General features: G+C 68.6%; 15 protein-coding genes and 2 pseudogenes. 7 read left to right on the top strand and 10 right to left on the bottom strand.

Annotated elements, in window-relative coordinates; genetic code table 11:
• The first annotated feature begins 679 nt into the window (after positions 1–679).
• Positions 680–991: a DUF4253 domain-containing protein gene (locus ACWEK3_RS37000; protein WP_450543999.1), complete on the top strand. Its 312-nt coding sequence runs from the start codon at positions 680–682 to the stop codon at positions 989–991.
• A gap of 319 nt (positions 992–1,310) precedes the next feature.
• Positions 1,311–1,844 (top strand): GNAT family N-acetyltransferase, encoded by a 534-nt coding sequence (locus ACWEK3_RS36995; protein WP_450544001.1) that lies wholly within the window; start codon positions 1,311–1,313, stop codon positions 1,842–1,844.
• Between the two features lie 635 nt (positions 1,845–2,479).
• On the opposite strand, the gene ACWEK3_RS36990 is transcribed toward ACWEK3_RS36995, so the two are convergent.
• From ACWEK3_RS36990 to ACWEK3_RS36960, 7 genes and pseudogenes are all read right to left on the bottom strand, one after another.
• The gene (locus ACWEK3_RS36990) at positions 2,480–2,962 is read right to left on the bottom strand and encodes an iron chaperone (RefSeq protein WP_450544003.1); all 483 of its coding nucleotides are present in this window, start codon (positions 2,960–2,962) and stop codon (positions 2,480–2,482) included.
• Between the two features lie 58 nt (positions 2,963–3,020).
• Complete coding sequence (locus tag ACWEK3_RS36985) at positions 3,021–3,704, bottom strand: glyoxalase (protein WP_450544005.1); 684 nt, start codon at positions 3,702–3,704, stop codon at positions 3,021–3,023.
• The gene (locus tag ACWEK3_RS36980) at positions 3,704–4,234 is read right to left on the bottom strand and encodes a helix-turn-helix transcriptional regulator (RefSeq protein WP_450544036.1); all 531 of its coding nucleotides are present in this window, start codon (positions 4,232–4,234) and stop codon (positions 3,704–3,706) included. Before ACWEK3_RS36980 ends, ACWEK3_RS36985 begins: the two co-directional genes overlap by 1 nt.
• Before the next feature lie 307 nt (positions 4,235–4,541).
• Positions 4,542–4,952, bottom strand: coding sequence for a VOC family protein (locus tag ACWEK3_RS36975; protein WP_365426652.1), 411 nt, complete (start codon positions 4,950–4,952; stop codon positions 4,542–4,544).
• A gap of 769 nt (positions 4,953–5,721) precedes the next feature.
• Complete coding sequence (locus ACWEK3_RS36970) at positions 5,722–6,474, bottom strand: SDR family NAD(P)-dependent oxidoreductase (protein WP_450544007.1); 753 nt, start codon at positions 6,472–6,474, stop codon at positions 5,722–5,724.
• Positions 6,475–6,568: 94 nt separating this feature from the next.
• On the bottom strand, positions 6,569–7,486 hold the full coding sequence (locus tag ACWEK3_RS36965; protein ID WP_453251710.1) for a DUF6891 domain-containing protein: 918 nt from the start codon (positions 7,484–7,486) through the stop codon (positions 6,569–6,571).
• Positions 7,487–7,695: 209 nt separating this feature from the next.
• Positions 7,696–7,906, bottom strand: a pseudogene (locus tag ACWEK3_RS36960) (IS5/IS1182 family transposase); the annotation flags it as partial.
• 571 nt (positions 7,907–8,477) lie between these two features.
• Between ACWEK3_RS36960 and ACWEK3_RS36955 the strand changes: the two are divergent.
• The gene (locus ACWEK3_RS36955; protein WP_450544011.1) at positions 8,478–8,675 is read left to right on the top strand and encodes a hypothetical protein; all 198 of its coding nucleotides are present in this window, start codon (positions 8,478–8,480) and stop codon (positions 8,673–8,675) included.
• A 220-nt stretch (positions 8,676–8,895) separates the two neighbouring features.
• On the opposite strand, the pseudogene ACWEK3_RS36950 reads toward ACWEK3_RS36955, so the two are convergent.
• Positions 8,896–9,227, bottom strand: a pseudogene (locus ACWEK3_RS36950) (helix-turn-helix transcriptional regulator); the annotation flags it as partial.
• A 622-nt stretch (positions 9,228–9,849) separates the two neighbouring features.
• Here ACWEK3_RS36950 and ACWEK3_RS36945 point away from each other — a divergent pair.
• Positions 9,850–10,461, top strand: a complete 612-nt coding sequence (locus tag ACWEK3_RS36945) for a DUF6518 family protein (protein WP_453251709.1) — start codon at positions 9,850–9,852, stop codon at positions 10,459–10,461.
• A 185-nt stretch (positions 10,462–10,646) separates the two neighbouring features.
• Positions 10,647–11,183 (top strand): hypothetical protein, encoded by a 537-nt coding sequence (locus ACWEK3_RS36940; RefSeq protein ID WP_450544019.1) that lies wholly within the window; start codon positions 10,647–10,649, stop codon positions 11,181–11,183.
• Positions 11,184–11,614: 431 nt separating this feature from the next.
• Here ACWEK3_RS36940 and ACWEK3_RS36935 read toward each other — a convergent pair whose 3' ends face one another.
• Together ACWEK3_RS36935 and ACWEK3_RS36930 are read right to left on the bottom strand one after the other, a co-directional pair.
• Positions 11,615–12,010: a GNAT family N-acetyltransferase gene (locus ACWEK3_RS36935; protein WP_453251708.1), complete on the bottom strand. Its 396-nt coding sequence runs from the start codon at positions 12,008–12,010 to the stop codon at positions 11,615–11,617.
• A gap of 115 nt (positions 12,011–12,125) precedes the next feature.
• Positions 12,126–12,701: a helix-turn-helix domain-containing protein gene (locus ACWEK3_RS36930; protein WP_453251711.1), complete on the bottom strand. Its 576-nt coding sequence runs from the start codon at positions 12,699–12,701 to the stop codon at positions 12,126–12,128.
• A 179-nt stretch (positions 12,702–12,880) separates the two neighbouring features.
• On the opposite strand from ACWEK3_RS36930, the gene ACWEK3_RS36925 reads away from it, so the two are divergent.
• A complete protein-coding gene (locus tag ACWEK3_RS36925) occupies positions 12,881–13,870 on the top strand; it encodes an alpha/beta fold hydrolase (protein ID WP_453251707.1) in 990 nt (329 codons plus the stop codon).
• 936 nt (positions 13,871–14,806) lie between these two features.
• On the top strand, positions 14,807–15,655 hold the full coding sequence (locus tag ACWEK3_RS36920) for an NmrA family NAD(P)-binding protein (protein WP_453251706.1): 849 nt from the start codon (positions 14,807–14,809) through the stop codon (positions 15,653–15,655).
• Positions 15,656–15,712: the final 57 nt, after the last annotated feature.

Raw genomic sequence — 15,712 nt, 5'->3', positions numbered from 1 at the left:
AGGCCCCGTCTTCATGCCCTGACCACGGCAGGATCACCCGACCGGGAACCCGCGTTCGACTGCCACCGCTCAAGATCGAAAAGACAACAGCTTCTGACTCGTTCATTGAAACCCCAGCCGGGCCGCGGCCGCCGCGCAGCTTCTGCAGCACTCACCCCGAAGGTTGGCGCTCCCCGAGCACCTCCCGGACCACGGACTGCGGCGACGACCTGGTCGTAGTCGACGCCGTCGACCGGCCGCACGTGCTCCGGGGCGCGCCCCCACACCCTGCCTGCGTACCGGATCGGCAAGGCAGCTCCCACAAGAACCGACACTTCCCGCGGGCCGGGTACGCCCAGCCGCCCGACGCACACCCTTCCGCCGACGCTGGCGGCCACGGCGCTCGGGTAACGGCAGGCGCTGACCCCTCCTCCGTGCGGCGACGATCCGGACCGATGGCAGTGCATCCTGCGGACCCTGTCCGCACCGTCCGACTGGGCCCGATTCTCGTAGCTGCGGCAGACGGATATCCCCTCACTCATAGCAGTGAGCCACCTTGGCGAAGGGGTTGCGTCTAGGGAAGTGGTGTACGGGTTCGACCTGATCGGGGGGTTTGCTCCGGCGTCGGGATGAGGCCCGCATAGACGAACGGCCACCGGCTGATCTTTCAAGACGACCAAGTTTGGCTGGATGCAGCCTCGTGTTGGTCCCCGCGCAGCGCAGCGCCGATATCCCGGCACTTCTCGGCTGGGATGCGGACGCTTCGCTGCCGCTGGTGTGCGCGCTGCTGCGCAGCTGGGAGGAGCGGTTCGGCGCCCGGGTGGTGGGAATGGCAGGCAGGTTGTTCGTCTCCGTTGCCCGCCCGCCACGGACCGCGGCGCACGCGGACCTTCTTGCCTTGGAGCATGTCCTGTCGACCGCAGACAACATCGTGGACGACCCGCCGACGCCCTTCCCCGAATACGCAGCGAGCCTGCCTCAGCGGACGCACTGGTCGTTCTGGTGGGACTGAATCGCCTGCGCCAGGTGCCGGGCGAACGTCCCCGCAGTCAGCGGCTGACCTGCGGATTCACGGAATCGCGGTCAGAACCCTCTTCAAGGCTCTGACCGCGATTCCGTGAATGATCTTGGTGCTGCGGCAGGCTGCCGCCGAATCGGCCTCACCTCTCGACCGCGCTGCCCAAGTGGCACGTCGTCTGCCCGGCCGTCAGCCCGATGTTGCACCCGTCACGGTGCTCGCTGCAGGCGGCTTGAGCCTTGTGGTTCCGCAGCGGCAGCGCAGGCGAGCGCCGGATTACCGATGAGGCCCTCACCTTCGGCAGGATGGGCGCATGACCGAGATCCGCACACCCCGCCTCCTCCTCCGTACCTGGCACGAAGACGACCTCGCGCCAATGGCGGACATCAACGCTGACCCACAGGTCATGCGCTGGATCGACGACGGCTCGGTGCGCGACCTGGCCCACACGGCCGAGGACATCGAGCGGTGGGAGGAGGAGTGGGACGAGGAGGGCTTCGGACTCTTCGCCGTCGAGCTACTGGCCTCGGGCGAACTGATCGGCTTCACAGGACTGTCCATGCCCGAGTTCCTGCCGGAGGTGATGCCCGCCGTGGCGATCAGCTGGCGGATCGGCTCACAGTTCTGGGGCCAGGGGTACGCGTCCGAAGCCGCCCACGCCACACTGGAGTTCGCTCTCCAGGACCGCGGCCTGGACCGCGTCATCAGCATCAACCAGGTGGGTGACAACGCCTCCGAGAACGTCATCCGCAAGCTCGGCATGGCGCCCGAGCGGGAAACGGTCCACCCGGTGTACGGCTACCCGCTGCGCGTTCACGCCATCGACCTCACCGAGTTCCAGGCATGAACCGGCCAAGCCGTCGATCACCACAGCCGACCACTGTTCCTACGGCCCCGAGTGCATTAATCGCGACGGTACGGACACCCAGGGGCGCATGGTGTCTTCCCGTCGCTGACTTCCGCGTTCACGGAACTGCGGCCCGAGCCGAACTCAAAGAGTCTCAACAAAGGCGGACGCCTCGGTGACCAGCATGCTTGCAGAAGGGACTGACAGGGCCGCTGCGGGCCATCAGGCCTCGAACATCTGGACGGGGAAGCTCGCGCTGAGGTCGCGGCGATGGCTGAGGACCTGCTGCGGCGCGAGCGTCGTCGGCTTCGCCCCCGGCCCGGGCGAAGAAGCCGGGCGTCCATGACCGGCGCGGGCTGACCGCGCCCTTCTGGCCGAGTACCAACCCGTACGGAATGTTTCGTCTCGGCATGGACCAGCGTGTCGACCTGGGGCTCCGGTCAGGGTGCCCCGGCCACGCTCCTCCGAGTCCGCCCCAGCACTGCCGGGTTGCGCGCGTCGGTGGGGGACAGGACCGGCGCATTTCGGCTCGCCTTGCTGTGGAATCAGTCGGGACGTGGTGCGACGCGCTGTACCAAGCGTGTGAACTCTTCCACTGCTCGGTCGCGTTCGCTGCCGGTGCTGCCCCGCCGGCCTCAGCCCACCGCCTTCCTGACCAGCGCGCTGATGCGCTCTTCGTCGGCTGCGGTCAGCTCCTTCAGGGCATAGGCGGTCGGCCATAGGGCGCCGTCGTCGAGTGCCGCCTGGTCGCTGAATCCGAGCGTGGCATACCTCGACTTGAACTTCTGCGCGCTCTGGAAGTGGCACAGGACCTTGCCGTCTCTGGCGTAGGCGGGCATCCCGTACCAGAGTTTGGGCGTGAGGTCCGGAGCGGCGGTCGTGATGATGTCGTGGATCCGCTCGGCGAGGACCCGGTCCGCTTCCGGCATCTCGGCGATCTTCGCGAGCACGTCCCGCTCCGCTGCCGCCTCCTTCTCCGCCCGCGAACCGCGCCGCGCCTGCGCCTTCTTCTGCTCCCGCGCGTGCTCCTTCATCGCGGCCCGCTCCTCGGCGGTGAATCCGTTGTACTGCTCGGCGGTCGTGCCGGAGTTCCCGGCGGACGGTTTCGTGGACTGCATGGCAGATTTCCTCCGTACAGGAACGAGGCGGGCCAGGGCGGGGGGGCGAGGCCGCGGGTCAGGACAGTGCAGGCGCCGTGGACGGCGCGGAGGTGAGCGACGTGGCGGACTCCCAGGCGAATCCGTCCGGGTCGGTGAAGGAGCCGGCGGTGCCGCCGATGACGATGCGGTGCGATCCGGTGCCCTCGGCGGAAACGCCGAGATCCTTGGCCAGGCCCCGGCGCTTGTACAGCGCCAGCTTGACCGGGCTGGACTCGCCGGAGGCGAACTCGGCGTACTTGCCGCCGAAGCTCCTGGCCACGCTCAGGCCCCGGCCGACATAGAACTGCTTGCTGGCCTTCACGTCCTCGACGCCGAGCAGGAGGACGATCTCGTCGATCTCGCGCGTGGCCGGGCCGGTGTCCTTCTTCGCCGACGTCGCCACCTTCCAGATCGTCCCGTCCGGCGCCTGGACGACGCCACCGTAGCCCCACAGCGACTTCGCGGCGGGCTTCAGCACCGTGGCACCGGCGTCCACGGCAACGCCGACGAAACCGTCGACGGTGGCCGGCCCGGACACCGTCAGCGCCAGCGTGAAGCCGCGGAATCCGGCGGAATGCGCCTCGGACGCCCGCAGGCGCAGGTGCGCGTCCACGCCGAACTGGGTGTAGAAACGGCGAGCGGCCTCGGGATCGGCCGCCTCGAGGATGACGGATGCGACGGACGTGTGGGATGCGGTGGATGCGGTGGTTGCCATGGCCATCACGCTAGAGGCTGCCCGGCGGCCGGGGCTTCTCGATTCCTGACCGGTCTCGTCACCTGCTTCGCCACACACGCAGGCATCCCCTCCACCGCGACCCCAGGCCCCCCATCACCGGCCGTACTCGCGGCATCGACACGGCCACCCCCCACACCCGCCGCATCCGCCGCACGGCGCCGGAAAGCCCCGGGCGACACGCCGACCAGTTCGGTGAAGCGGGTGGTGAATGTACCCAGCGACGCACAGCCGACCGCGAAGCAGACCTCGGTCACACTGAGGTCGCCCCGCCGCAGCAACGCCGCCGCACGCTCGATACGACGCGTCATCAGGTACGCATACGGCGACTCACCATAGGCGGCCCGGAACTGCCGGCTGAGATGCCCGGCGGACATGTTCACACCACGAGCCAACGCCTCCACGTTCAGCGGCTGCGCATACTCCCGGTCGATCCGGTCACGGACACGCCGCAGCCGCGCAAGATCGGTCAAGCGCTGCGCCTGGACGCGTGCGCGCCGCCACTCGGGCCGACACATGAAAATCCCCTTCCGTGTCTCTTCCATCAACGCCTACCAGCGCCTGAGATGCCTGCTGACACAGGCACCCCAGGCACTCGGTGATGAGGACCGGCCCGCCGGAGCCCACCAGCCGGCCAGTCAAACAACTGCCGGACAGCAGCGGGAAGAACTCCGGGCTCCAGTCCGATTCAGCTCCGGTTCAACGAGGCTGCGGACGCGGCCCCGGTGGGCGGCCGGCAAGGCGGGCACCATCGCGATGGAGCGCCGCGTTCCGCGCAGGTGGTCGCGGTACCTGCCGGCACGGCCGCACCGAGACCCGCACGGCTCAGCGAAGCTCCTGGATACGGACCAGGTTGCCCGCAGGGTCGCGGAAAGCGCAGTCACGGATGCCGTACGGCTGCTCGGTCGGCTCCTGGACGACCTCGGTATCACCGGCCTGCACCCTCTCGAACGTAGCGTCGAGGTCCGGAGTGGCCAGCAGGATCCAGCCATAGGTGCCCTTGGCCATCATCTCGGTGATGGTGCGCCGCTCGTCCTCGGTCACTCCCGGATCCGCGGCCGGCGGCGCCAGAAGGATCGACGTGCCCGGCTGACCGGCCGGACCGACCGTGATCCACCGCATCCTGCCCTGCCCGACATCACTGCGGACCTCGAAACCGAGAACGTCACGGTAGAAAACAAGCGACGCATCCGGATCATCATGCGGCAGGAAACTCGCGTGAATAGTGATATCCATGACGACCAGGCTAGAACCTGCTCCGCCCCCCGCGCTTCTCGATTCCTGACCAAGCCGACCACGCCCCCTCCTCCACCCCCGGCCTGAAGGCACGGCTACCGCGGCGACTACGGGCACAGCAGTCCCCGGCCGCGGACAACGGACCGGGTTGGCTGAGGTACCAGCCGGGAAGCAGCACAGCCAGCCGGCACACGATCACACCGAGACCCGGATCCGCCAACGGCACGAGCTCGAGGAACAGAACTCCCTCGTCCTACTGGCCGGCCATACCCCAGACAGACCGTGACCCCGTCAGCAACGTCGCGGCCAAAGCACCGGCGCCCGTCCCCACCACAGCCGAATCCACACCGACCCACCGCGAAGGCCGCGACCCCGCCCCCGGAAGAACTCCGACCCGCTCCACACACTCCCCCACCCGCCCCCGTGCGCCCCCACGCCCATTCCCACTCCGGGCCACCAACACAGCGAAAGCACCGACAACGACTTCCCTCCCCCGATGGCCGTCCGTGCCGGTCCGACCCAGGCCCAGTCGTAGTAGCGCGGCCGTTTTGCTCCGGCTCCGGCGTTTTGCCGGAGCCGGGCCGGGGCGAGCAGGCGGTCGGCAACGACGGCGTCCGCGCGGATGCCGGTTCACCCAACGGCTCGCAGGCGCTCGAAGACGCAGGCACGCACATCGTCACGGACCACGTCGGCATCCCGGCGGGCACTTCGCAGCAGACGCTGCAACGGCCCGGGGCGAGCAGCTGAGCCAGCAGTACCCGCTCGATGTTCAGGCGGTGAATCCTCCGTCGACGGCGATCGTGGCTCCGGTGATGTACCGACCGTCGGAGCTTGCCAGGTGGGCAACGGTGGCGGCGATCTCAGCCGCTTCCGCATAGCGGCCCAGGGCGGTGAACCCGGCGATTGCCGCTGCGTTGGGGCCATGGGCGGGGTTGGAGTCGGTGTCCGTGGGCCCAGGGTGCACCAGATTCACGGTGATGCCCCGCGGGCCGAGCTCCCGGGCCAGGCCCTTGGTCATGCCGATGAGGGCTGTCTTGCTCATCGAGTACAGCGCCATTCCCGGGAAGACCGCACGCTCGGCCACATTGCTGCCGATGCTGATGATGCGGCCTCCCTGGCCCATGTGACGCACCGCTGCCTGGGACGCGACGAACGGGGCACGGACGTTCACCGCCAGGGTACGGTCGATCTCCGTCGGCCCGATCTCCTCAAGCGGGCCGACCAGGAAGACCCCGGCGTTGTTGACCAAGATGTCCAGGGCGCCGAACGACTCGGCAGTCTCATCCACCGCAGCGATCAAGGCGTCCGGGACCACGCTGTCGGCCTGGACGGCCAGCACCCGACGGCCGACGGCCTTGACCTGCTCGACAACCTCGGCGGCACGCTCAGCACTGTTCTGGTAAGTCAGGGCAATATCGGCGCCTTCTTCGGCCAGTCGCAGCGCGATGGCAGCACCGATGCCTCGCGATCCAGCGGTCACCAACGCCACTTTTCCTTCAAGTCGGTTCATGGCATCGAGCATCACGGGCTCCGCCGTCGGACGCTGGCGGTTATCTGACCTCACGCTCCACCCCTGGAGAACGGCCCGACGCCCATCACAAAACCGCACCGGAGTGCTAGCCGACCAGGCGGCGGCGCCAGTCCAATGGGGTGACCGTGATGGCCCGGCCGGGATCACGGTCCCACTCGGTGTGCAGGCCGACTGCTTCGAGGGCAGCCACGACCTCGTGACCGATGGCTGCGGTGGTCTGAGACGAGCCGTCGAAGCCGCCATAGAGGAGCATCAGTCCGTGGCCGGCTGCGGCGGAATCCGTGCACTGGGTGTGAAAGTAGACGAACCCACGAGCGTCGGGCTCGCCTGCACCACCGATCTCGGACTGGCCGCAGTTGCGGCAACAGGCGAAGTTCTCGCGGGCGGTGATACCGGCCTCCCGCAGGGTGGTGAACGCACGGGTGAGCCGTTCAGGGTCGGTCTCGTCTTGCCATGAAGCTTGCTCCGCAACGCGCTCCAGCCACAACCGATCGGCCAGCGCCTGTGCCTGCTCGCCCGAAACGGGGCGGCGGTCGCTGGTGACCAGGTGCTCCTCAGCGAGTTCGGCCAGTTCGGCACGGGAGGCGTAGCCGCCGAACAACACCTCGCGGACGCGCTTTTCCAACTCTTCGTGCTCGGCCTCGTCGAGGTCGAGCGGCGGCACCTCGCGGGTGGGGCCCATGTCCAGCAGCGACCAGACCAGGCCACCGTCCCATCCAGTCTCCCGGCGTGCCCAGCCGGTCATCGCCGCGATCACGGCCTCGGGCCTGTCGGCCATCGCCTGGAAGTGCCGGTCAGCGGCACCGTCGCGATGCTCCACAGTGTAATCACCGCCGGCCTGGTGCCAGACTTGGGCGAAAACGTCAGGCAGGTCAGGTATTCGCTGGACCACCAGGAACCGGTCACCGTCACCGCCGATACGGCGAACCAGCCCGGCCAGTTCCTCGGCGGACACACGGACGTGCCGCTCCCCGTTCTCCGTCTTCACCACGATCTCGAGCATGCACAGACTCTGACACACCCCTGCGACAGCGTCCTCCCCCAACTAGCGGCGCAACTGCACGCGCAGAGCACCCTGGGCATCGGCTGACGTACGACTACGAGTGAGCGGTCGCATCCGGTCGGGAGCCGCGCGGGCTGCACGAAGAGCTGCAGTCGCTGCGCTCACCACAACGAGCCCACTCCTTGGCCGCACAGCTGACGACTCGACGTGCGCAGGAGTCGCCTGGACCTGAGGGCGGCGACGGCCTGCTCGACGAGGGCCCGGATCTTCGCAGGGGACCGGTTGACGGCCTGCTGACCGGTGCAAAGCATCTCCCACCTACCGCAGGAAAACGCGAACCGTGCCTCCGGCGCCCTGATAGCCCCTGTCGACCCACCAGAAAACGCCGGCCATGACGAGCGCGTCGACCATGCCGTGCTCGCAGGGCAGGCAATGAACCCGACTGCTGCTCTCGGGCCAGCGCTGTTCTCGCTACCCCCGGCCCCCACCTCGCCGCGTCGGCCTGAAGGTGAAAAAGACTCAGCACCGTGGACTCGCTTGCCAAGCGACGGGGCGGCCGGTCCCACCTTCGAGCGGAGAGCCAAACAGAGGGCCGGGCCCTCGCGCACCCGACGGGATGCCGAAAATCCGATAAACCCTCACACCGTTCACCGCCGGGTCATGCCGAACCTGGGCACCCGTCATGAAAAAGCCGGAAGCCGCTGACTTCGGCGCGGAAGTGACCGCCCCGCGTACCGCTGGCAACCGTCACGTCTGCACCTGCTCAGCGGGCCATGTGAAGGAGTCGGTGTGTCAGGTCATTGCGTGGTCACACTGGTGAAGGCGCATTCCGATCTGCGTCCCGTCCGGGACTCGGGCGACTGGCCGCCCCCTGATCGGCCTGCTTTGATCCTTCGCGTGGCGCAAACTCGCGGACACGAACTCCGGTACCGGAAGCCGAGCGAGCGACCGCTGCCATTCAAAAGTGCTCATTCGAAGGGAACCACGCGTGATGAACCTCGCCCCCCAGGTTGCGACAGCCGAGATCTCCGACGCTGACCTGGACAACGTCTCCGGCGGCCTCGCGGTCGGCGGCTTCGGCGGTCTCTACGTCGACACGCCGATCGCAGCCGTCGCCTCCGACGTCATGGCCATCGCCACCCCCGAGGGCGTTACGGCGGGCACGGCCGTCCACACCACCGCCCACTGACAGCAGCATCCAGCTACCGGTGGGTCCCGGATCACCTGATCCGGGACCCACCGCGCTCTGCTGTCGGCGACGGCCGAGAAGTGAGCCAGTAGCCACGCTCGGGTTCCGACACTTGCCGCAACATTCCTCCCACCCCCAGATGCCAGGGGTCGGGTCGAAGGGTCCTCCTCATCGAGGCGGTCGCCGGTGGTGTCGGCGTACAACTGTCCCTGCAGCCGATTCAGCTCCTGCCCCTGTACGCGCCGGGGGCTAGCCCATGGGTGCGCTTGAACGCGTTGGCGAAGGCGGTGTATCCCACCTGGGCAGCGATGGATCTCAGCGGCGCTTGTGTCGCCCGTAGCAGGCGGGCTGCCATGGTCAGCCGCCACCAGGTCAGGTAGCCGAGGGGCGGTTGACCGATCAGTGCGGAAAAGCGCCTGGCGAACGCTGCCCGGGACAGGCCCGCTCCCGCGGCGAGTTTCGCCACGGTCCATGGCGCTGCCGGGTCCCGTGGACGGCGTGGACGGCGTGGAGGGCGGCGGTGACCGCCGTGTCGTTGAGTGCCGCGGCGGCGCAGGTGGCGGCAGCTCGCCAGCCGCATCCTGCTCTCGAATACGGTGGCCACAGGTTCACAGCAACAGATCCCGCGCGTTGGCGGGAAGCGTTCGAGGGCCTGATGGGGCGAATCGCGAGCCGGTTTCAGCGGGTTGAACCCCCAGCGCCGGGCCAGGCGGCTGGTGCCCGGCGCCGGGCCGCACTCCGCTGGGAGCCACGCTCCAGGCACTGACACCTCATCGGCCCGGCCCCTGGGGCCGGCCGCTGTGGCGGGCCGCGGAGCATGCCCCACACGATGGACCGCCCCACGGCTCGCGCCGCCCGGAGCAAGGCGGCGTTGCGCTCGCGCCGCCCGGAGCGAGGCGGCGTTGCGCTCGCGCCGCCCGGACACTCGCGACTTCCGCATCAAAGCTGTGGCGTAGCTGGACGCCCGGACCGACGCCCGCGCGGCCATTCTCCGTTCACGCTCACCTCGGCCGGAACCTGGCTCACCTGCTCGGTGAAGGTCCGACGCGGGCAGGCCGGCTCGGTACCTCGACCTTCGCCACGGCCAGGCCGTCCAGGTCGAGCAGCAACGTCGTATCGTTGTTCAAGCCCGTGTGTCGGATATGTCTCGAACGAGGTTGTGAAAACTGTGCGGTTGCTGTCCGTCATCTCACCGGCCGTGATCGCTGGCGCTGTTGTCGGAGCAGGGGGGCCTTTACTTGATGCCACTGGCGGAGGCTTTGCCTATGCGCTGGCGGCGATATTGAGCGCTGGCTGGTGTTACGCCGCTCTCGCGTTCTGTGCAGGCATGGTAGACACCACAAAGCTGCGAGCTGCGGTGGGTGGAGCTGTCTCGCTGACTGTGGCCGTACTTGCCTACTACAGCACGAAGGCAACCCAAGGGGACTTCGTCGCAGGAGACCTGACGGATACGGCGGGGCAAACGACGTACTTCTCCTGGGGAGAGTTTGCGTCGATGACTTCCTTCTGGGGTGTCGTCGCTCTCGTTCTTGGCCCCTTGCTTGGCCTTGCCGGGTGGATGGCTCGGCGGGGCCGAGTCTGCTTGCCCCTTCAGCTCCTGATTCCCGTCATTGCGCTGGCGGAGATGACGATGCGCCTGCACGTCGAAGCACCAAGTTCCTCCTCTCTGGTGGTGACGGCGTGGGAGGTCGTTCGCGCCGCGGCGGTCGTCCTGATCGGGGTCTTGCTCGCGTACGCGGCTTGGACCAAGAGGAGAAGCCAACCGCGCGCTCAAGTCCGCGGTTGACTCCACCGAGGTGTTCCCGCGTGGCGACGCGGTCCCGGCTGGGCTCCGCGCCACAGTCGCTACGAGCGCAAGGCCAAGCACTTCCTCACTTTCGTCGGCATCGCCGCGGCTCTCATCGGCTACCGAAGACTCATGAATTGAAACCCCAGCAAGTCGCAGCTGTCGCGGCGATATACCGTGTGGCCATGTCGGAGTTCATGCAACAGCTCCCCGCACTGATCGGCGTGGTAATCGGTGCCCTTGGATCGTACCTGGCGAGCACGCGCGGCGACCAAGCCCGCTTCCGTCGTGAGCAGGCGGCCCGTTGGGAAGAGCGGCGGCTGACGGCCTACTCCGACTACGCCAGGTCGCTGAAGAAGAGTGTCACCCTGGCATACCGGATCGCGGCGTACCTCGGCAACGACCCTCACCCACACCCCTTGTCACCCGAGGAAGCTGCGCCTCACCTGGCCGATGCCACTGATGCCCGAGACCCAGCCGGGGAGGCGCTGTTGATGCTTGGCACCCCGGACGTGGTGGAGAAAGCCCGCGAATGGGTCGTCGTGGTAATGGAGATGGAAGGATTCTTGCGAGACCGGACTCATAGCCCGGAAACCTGGTCAACCATGCTCAAGCGCCAACGCGCCGCACGTGAGCGGTACTACGCGGCCGTCCGCCGTGACCTGGCGCTCCCACCTGGCCATTCCGGGGAATGGCGACTTGTCCCGCCCCAGACTCCCTGAGTACTCACTGCATGGCGGCCCGGGGCTGTCGAGGTCGGGGCGTCGCTGAACATTTTCGGCCTTCGCCGCCGATGGGTTCGCCGTGCTCAGTAGCACCTTCACCTCACCAAATAGAGCGACGCCTTGGAGAATCCGACGTCACGGGCCAGGCATTGCGCGCGGTTGCGCTCGCGGAATCAGCGCAACACCAGCACCGCCTGACGGACCGGCCTCAGCGCGCGTGACGTCTTTCGGTGTGCCGGTGTCCGGCGGCGGTGGGCGGCCAGCAGCCAGGCACGGTACTGCACGACATGGCTTGGGTCACCGAGCATGGCAACATGGGTGACCGCCGTGAAGCTTCTGGTTGCTACGGACATGATCTTGTGGTGAGACCTGTCCTAGCAGAGGCTTCGCGGGTGTTCATGGCGGAGGCGCGATGCGGCGGGGTCGGCTCAGAGTGCGATGAGACCCGCGGCCGTCGGCTGGAATCCGCAGGCGTCGAAGTAGAACGGTTGCAGATCGTCCTCGAAGTCGACGTGCAGCCATTCGCACTTGGCTGTACAGGCTTGTCGGGCGCCCTCGGCGACAAGCCCGGCTCCGATCCCCGAGCGGCGGTAGCTTGCCGCGACCACAGTGTCCAGGATGAACGCGTGGACGCCGCCGTCCCACGCGACATTCACGGAACCGACGAGGTCACCTTTATGGCGTGCACAGACCCAGCCCAGGCTGTGGCGATGGACCTGGTCCAGCCAATCGACGTTCGAGGCCTGATGGTTGAAGCCCGCTGCATGCAGCGCATTGACGGCTGTGTTGTCGAAGTCGCCCCGCCACTCATACGTGATCGTCATGGTGCGACCGTAGACCGCTCTCCCTGCCGCGTTCCTCCCTCGCCGCAGGACCACGAATGATCACCGTTGAGAAAACCTCAGTCAGAGCCAATCGTGCCGGACGCTGTGCTCCGCGCTACCGGGCCCCTCGGCCGGGGGCTGGAGGGGTGCGCGGGCGTAGGCGCTCTCCCTGCGGCCCGAACATGATCAGGTATTCGACCGGTCCGCCGGGTCCGGCGTTCGCTACTCCGTGAGCGGTGCGGGTGTCGAACTCGGCGACGTCTCCGGCGCTCAGGACGAGGTCCTGCTCGCCGAGCGCCAGCCACAGCCGCCCGTACAGGACGCACAACCATTCGTACCCGTCGTGGGAGACCTGCCGCGGACGCGCCGGCGGCGCGTCGACGGCCGGCAGGACGTGCTTGTGGGCGTGCAGGCCCCCCACGTACCGGGTCAGCGGCAGCACCGCCTTGTCGTCGCCGGGACGCTGCGGCCTCGGCGTGCGCGGTCCGGCCCCGGCGACGGGTGCGGTGCCGGCCAGCTCGTCCAGGGAGATGTCGTACGCCCTCGCGAGCTGCAGCAGCACCTCCAGGGTCGGCTTGCGCCGGCCGGTCTCGATCCGCGACAGCGTGCTCAGCGAGATGCCGGTCGCGCGGGTGACGCCGGTGAGTGTGGCGCCGCGCTGCTCGCGCGCGGTCCGCAGCCGGGGGCCCATGGCCGCAAGCGTGTCGGCTATGCCGTCGTCCGTCACCGTCGCCCCGCTCCCTCCGGCCGTGCGGCCTCCACTGCACTGTCCTGCAGGTTTGCCAGGATGGCAAGGGTACTCGCGTCGGGCGGCCGCCGCGCCGCATGATCGGTGAGTAACCGCGGCCGCCCGTGAACCGAGGAGAAGCCATGCACCAGCCCGCGCCGTCCGCCGACCTGCGCCACCGCACCATCGAGGCACCCGCCGGGCGCCTGCACCTGGTCGAGCAGGGCACCGGACCGCTGGTCCTGCTCGTCCACGGCTTCCCCGAGTCCTGGTACTCCTGGCGCCGCCAGCTCCCGGCCCTCGCGGCGGCGGGGTACCGGGCCGTGGCGCTCGACGTGCGCGGCTACGGCCGCTCCTCCAAGCCGGCCGCGACGGACGCCTACCGGATGCTCGACCTGGTGGAGGACAACGTCGCCCTGGTGCGCGCCCTGGGCGAGGAGAGGGCAGTGGTCGTCGGGCACGACTGGGGCTCCAACATCGCAGCGGCCTCCGCCCTGCTCCACCCCGAGGTCTTCCGCGCCGTCGGACTGCTGAGCGTCCCCTACGCCCCGCCCGGCGGCCCCCGCCCCACCGACGTCTTCGCACAGATGGGCGGCGAGCAGGAGTTCTACGTCTCGTACTTCCAGGAGCCCGGCCGGGCCGAAGCAGAGATGGAGCCCGACGTCCGGGGCTGGCTCGCCGGCTTCTACGCGGCCCTGTCCGCCGACACCATGCCCGCCCAGGGCGAGCCCGACCCGCACTTTGTGGCCCGCCCCGGCGGCCGGCTGCGCGACCGCTTCCCCGGCGGCAAACTGCCCGCCTGGCTGACCGAGGACGACCTCGACGTGTACGCCGGGGAGTTCGAGCGCACCGGCATGACCGGGGCCCTCAACCGCTACCGCAACATGGACCGCGACTGGGAGGACCTCGCCCAGTACGGCGGCGCCCCGATCAAGCAGCCGTCCCTGTTCATCGGCGGCGCCCTGGACGCCTCCACGACCTGGATGGCCGACGCGATCGACGCCTACCCAGCCACCCTGCCCGGCCTGGCCTCCACCCACATCCTGGACGGCTGCGGGCACTGGATCCAGCAGGAGCGCCCCGAGGAGGTCAACCGCCTGCTGACCGCCTGGCTCGCCTCCCTCCAGGGCTGAATCGCCGGACATGCCGGCCGGGCTCCGTCGCAGGAGAACCCCGGCCGGCACACCCAAGGGCAGCGCCCGAACCTCACGCCCGCTGAGCGCCGCGCGTCCCCCGGCGCGAGCAGGCCGGTCACCTCGGCGATGGCCTCCACCGACGGCTCGCCTCTCTACGCGATGTGGCCCGCCAACGGCATCTGAGGATTCTGGGAACCTGCCAGGACAGCGCTCTCACGGACGCAGCTGACGTCTGTGACGAACTGCGGTGGTTCACCCACGCGTCCTCGTCCGACGCGTACAACCAGCCTGACACACCCCAGACCCGCCGCCGGCCTCCGCTGCTGATCGGTGAAGCCCACGGCCGCCACGAGGTCTGGCTGCGTGCCCCGCCCGCCGGAGTCAACGCGGTCACGCCCAGCCCATCGTCCAGGTCTCGTGTCCCATTTCCGGTCCGGAAACTGTTGGCCTGGCAGTGGAATACTGGGTCGCCGCCCGTCGTGGATGTAGACAACCTCGTCACTTGGCCCCGGTCGCTGGCAGATCCCATCTACAACATCGCCGACGAAACCGAACTGGACGAGCCGGACCTGTAAGTCGACCTCGAGTTGAAGGACAGGGAGGCGCAGATCCTCGACCTACTCCGTGGTCACCTTCTGCGGACGGGGCATGCTGCGGGCAGGCGTGTTGGGCACCGTTGGTGGGGCGCTGGGGCTTCAGGTACCGGAGAGTGCGGCTGCGGTAGCTGAAGCAGCAGGGCAAGTTGGCCGTCGGGACGGCTTCTCCGTGACGGGATGCGAAACGCTCACCTCGGCCACCAAGTCAGACTGTTGCGCTCACCGACACGGGCGCACTCGACCGGGTGCGAGAAGTACGGCTGCCGTAGACGTTCGCGTACAGAGATGAGCTTCGCGGCCATGGTTCCTCTCAGCGGTCAGGGAGTTGACTGAGAGCATGACGAACACACGGAACGACTCCACGACTTCCGCGATGACGGACAGCATGATCCTGGTGATCGGCGGCACGGGCAAGACCGGGCGCCGGGTGGCTGAGCGGCTCACCGCACAAGGGCTTCCGGTGCGGGTCGGGTCCAGGTCCGGCGAGCCCCCCTTCGTGTGGGAGGACGCCAGCACCTGGGAGGCCGCCCTCGACGGGGTCCTCGCCGTCTACGTCACCTACTACCCCGACCTCGCCTTCCCGGGCGCCGCCGAGACCGTAGGCGCCTTCGCCCGGACCGCGGTCGCCAAGGGCGCCCGGCGCCTGGTCCTGCTCTCCGGGCGCGGCGAGGAAGGGGCCCGCATCAGCGAGGACAAGCTCAAGGAGTCCGGAGCCGACTGGACGGTCATCAGGGCCAGTTGGTTCGCGCAGAACTTCAGCGAGAGCTTCTTCCACGAACCGGTCCTCGCCGGCGAGCTCGCCCTGCCGACCGGGGACGCGGTGGAGGCATTCGTCGACGCCGACGATATCGCCGACGTCGCCGTGGCGGCCCTCACCGACGACCGGCACATCGGCAGGACCTACGAGCTGTCCGGCCCGCGTCTGCTGAGCTTCCACGACATCGCCACGGAGCTGAGCAAGGCGACCGGCCGGCAGATCACGTACATCCCGGTCACGGTCGACGAGTACCGCAAGGCCCTCGAGGACAACGGGCTTCCCGTCGAGTTCGCCGACCTGTTCGAGCTGATCCTCGACGGCCGCAACGCCCACCTCGTCCACGGTGTCGAGGAGGCCCTCGCCCGCAAGCCCAAGGACTTCGCCGACTTCGCCCGGGACGCCGCCGCCACCGGCGTCTGGAACACCTGAGGAACCGAGGACCTGGCAAACCTGACGCACCCGGCGACCGCGGCCCGACGCGGCGCC

Source organism: Streptomyces sp. NPDC004721, from assembly GCF_053601495.1.
Note: the sequence above shows the minus strand (reverse complement) of the source record. Positions and strands in the feature narration are given on the sequence as shown.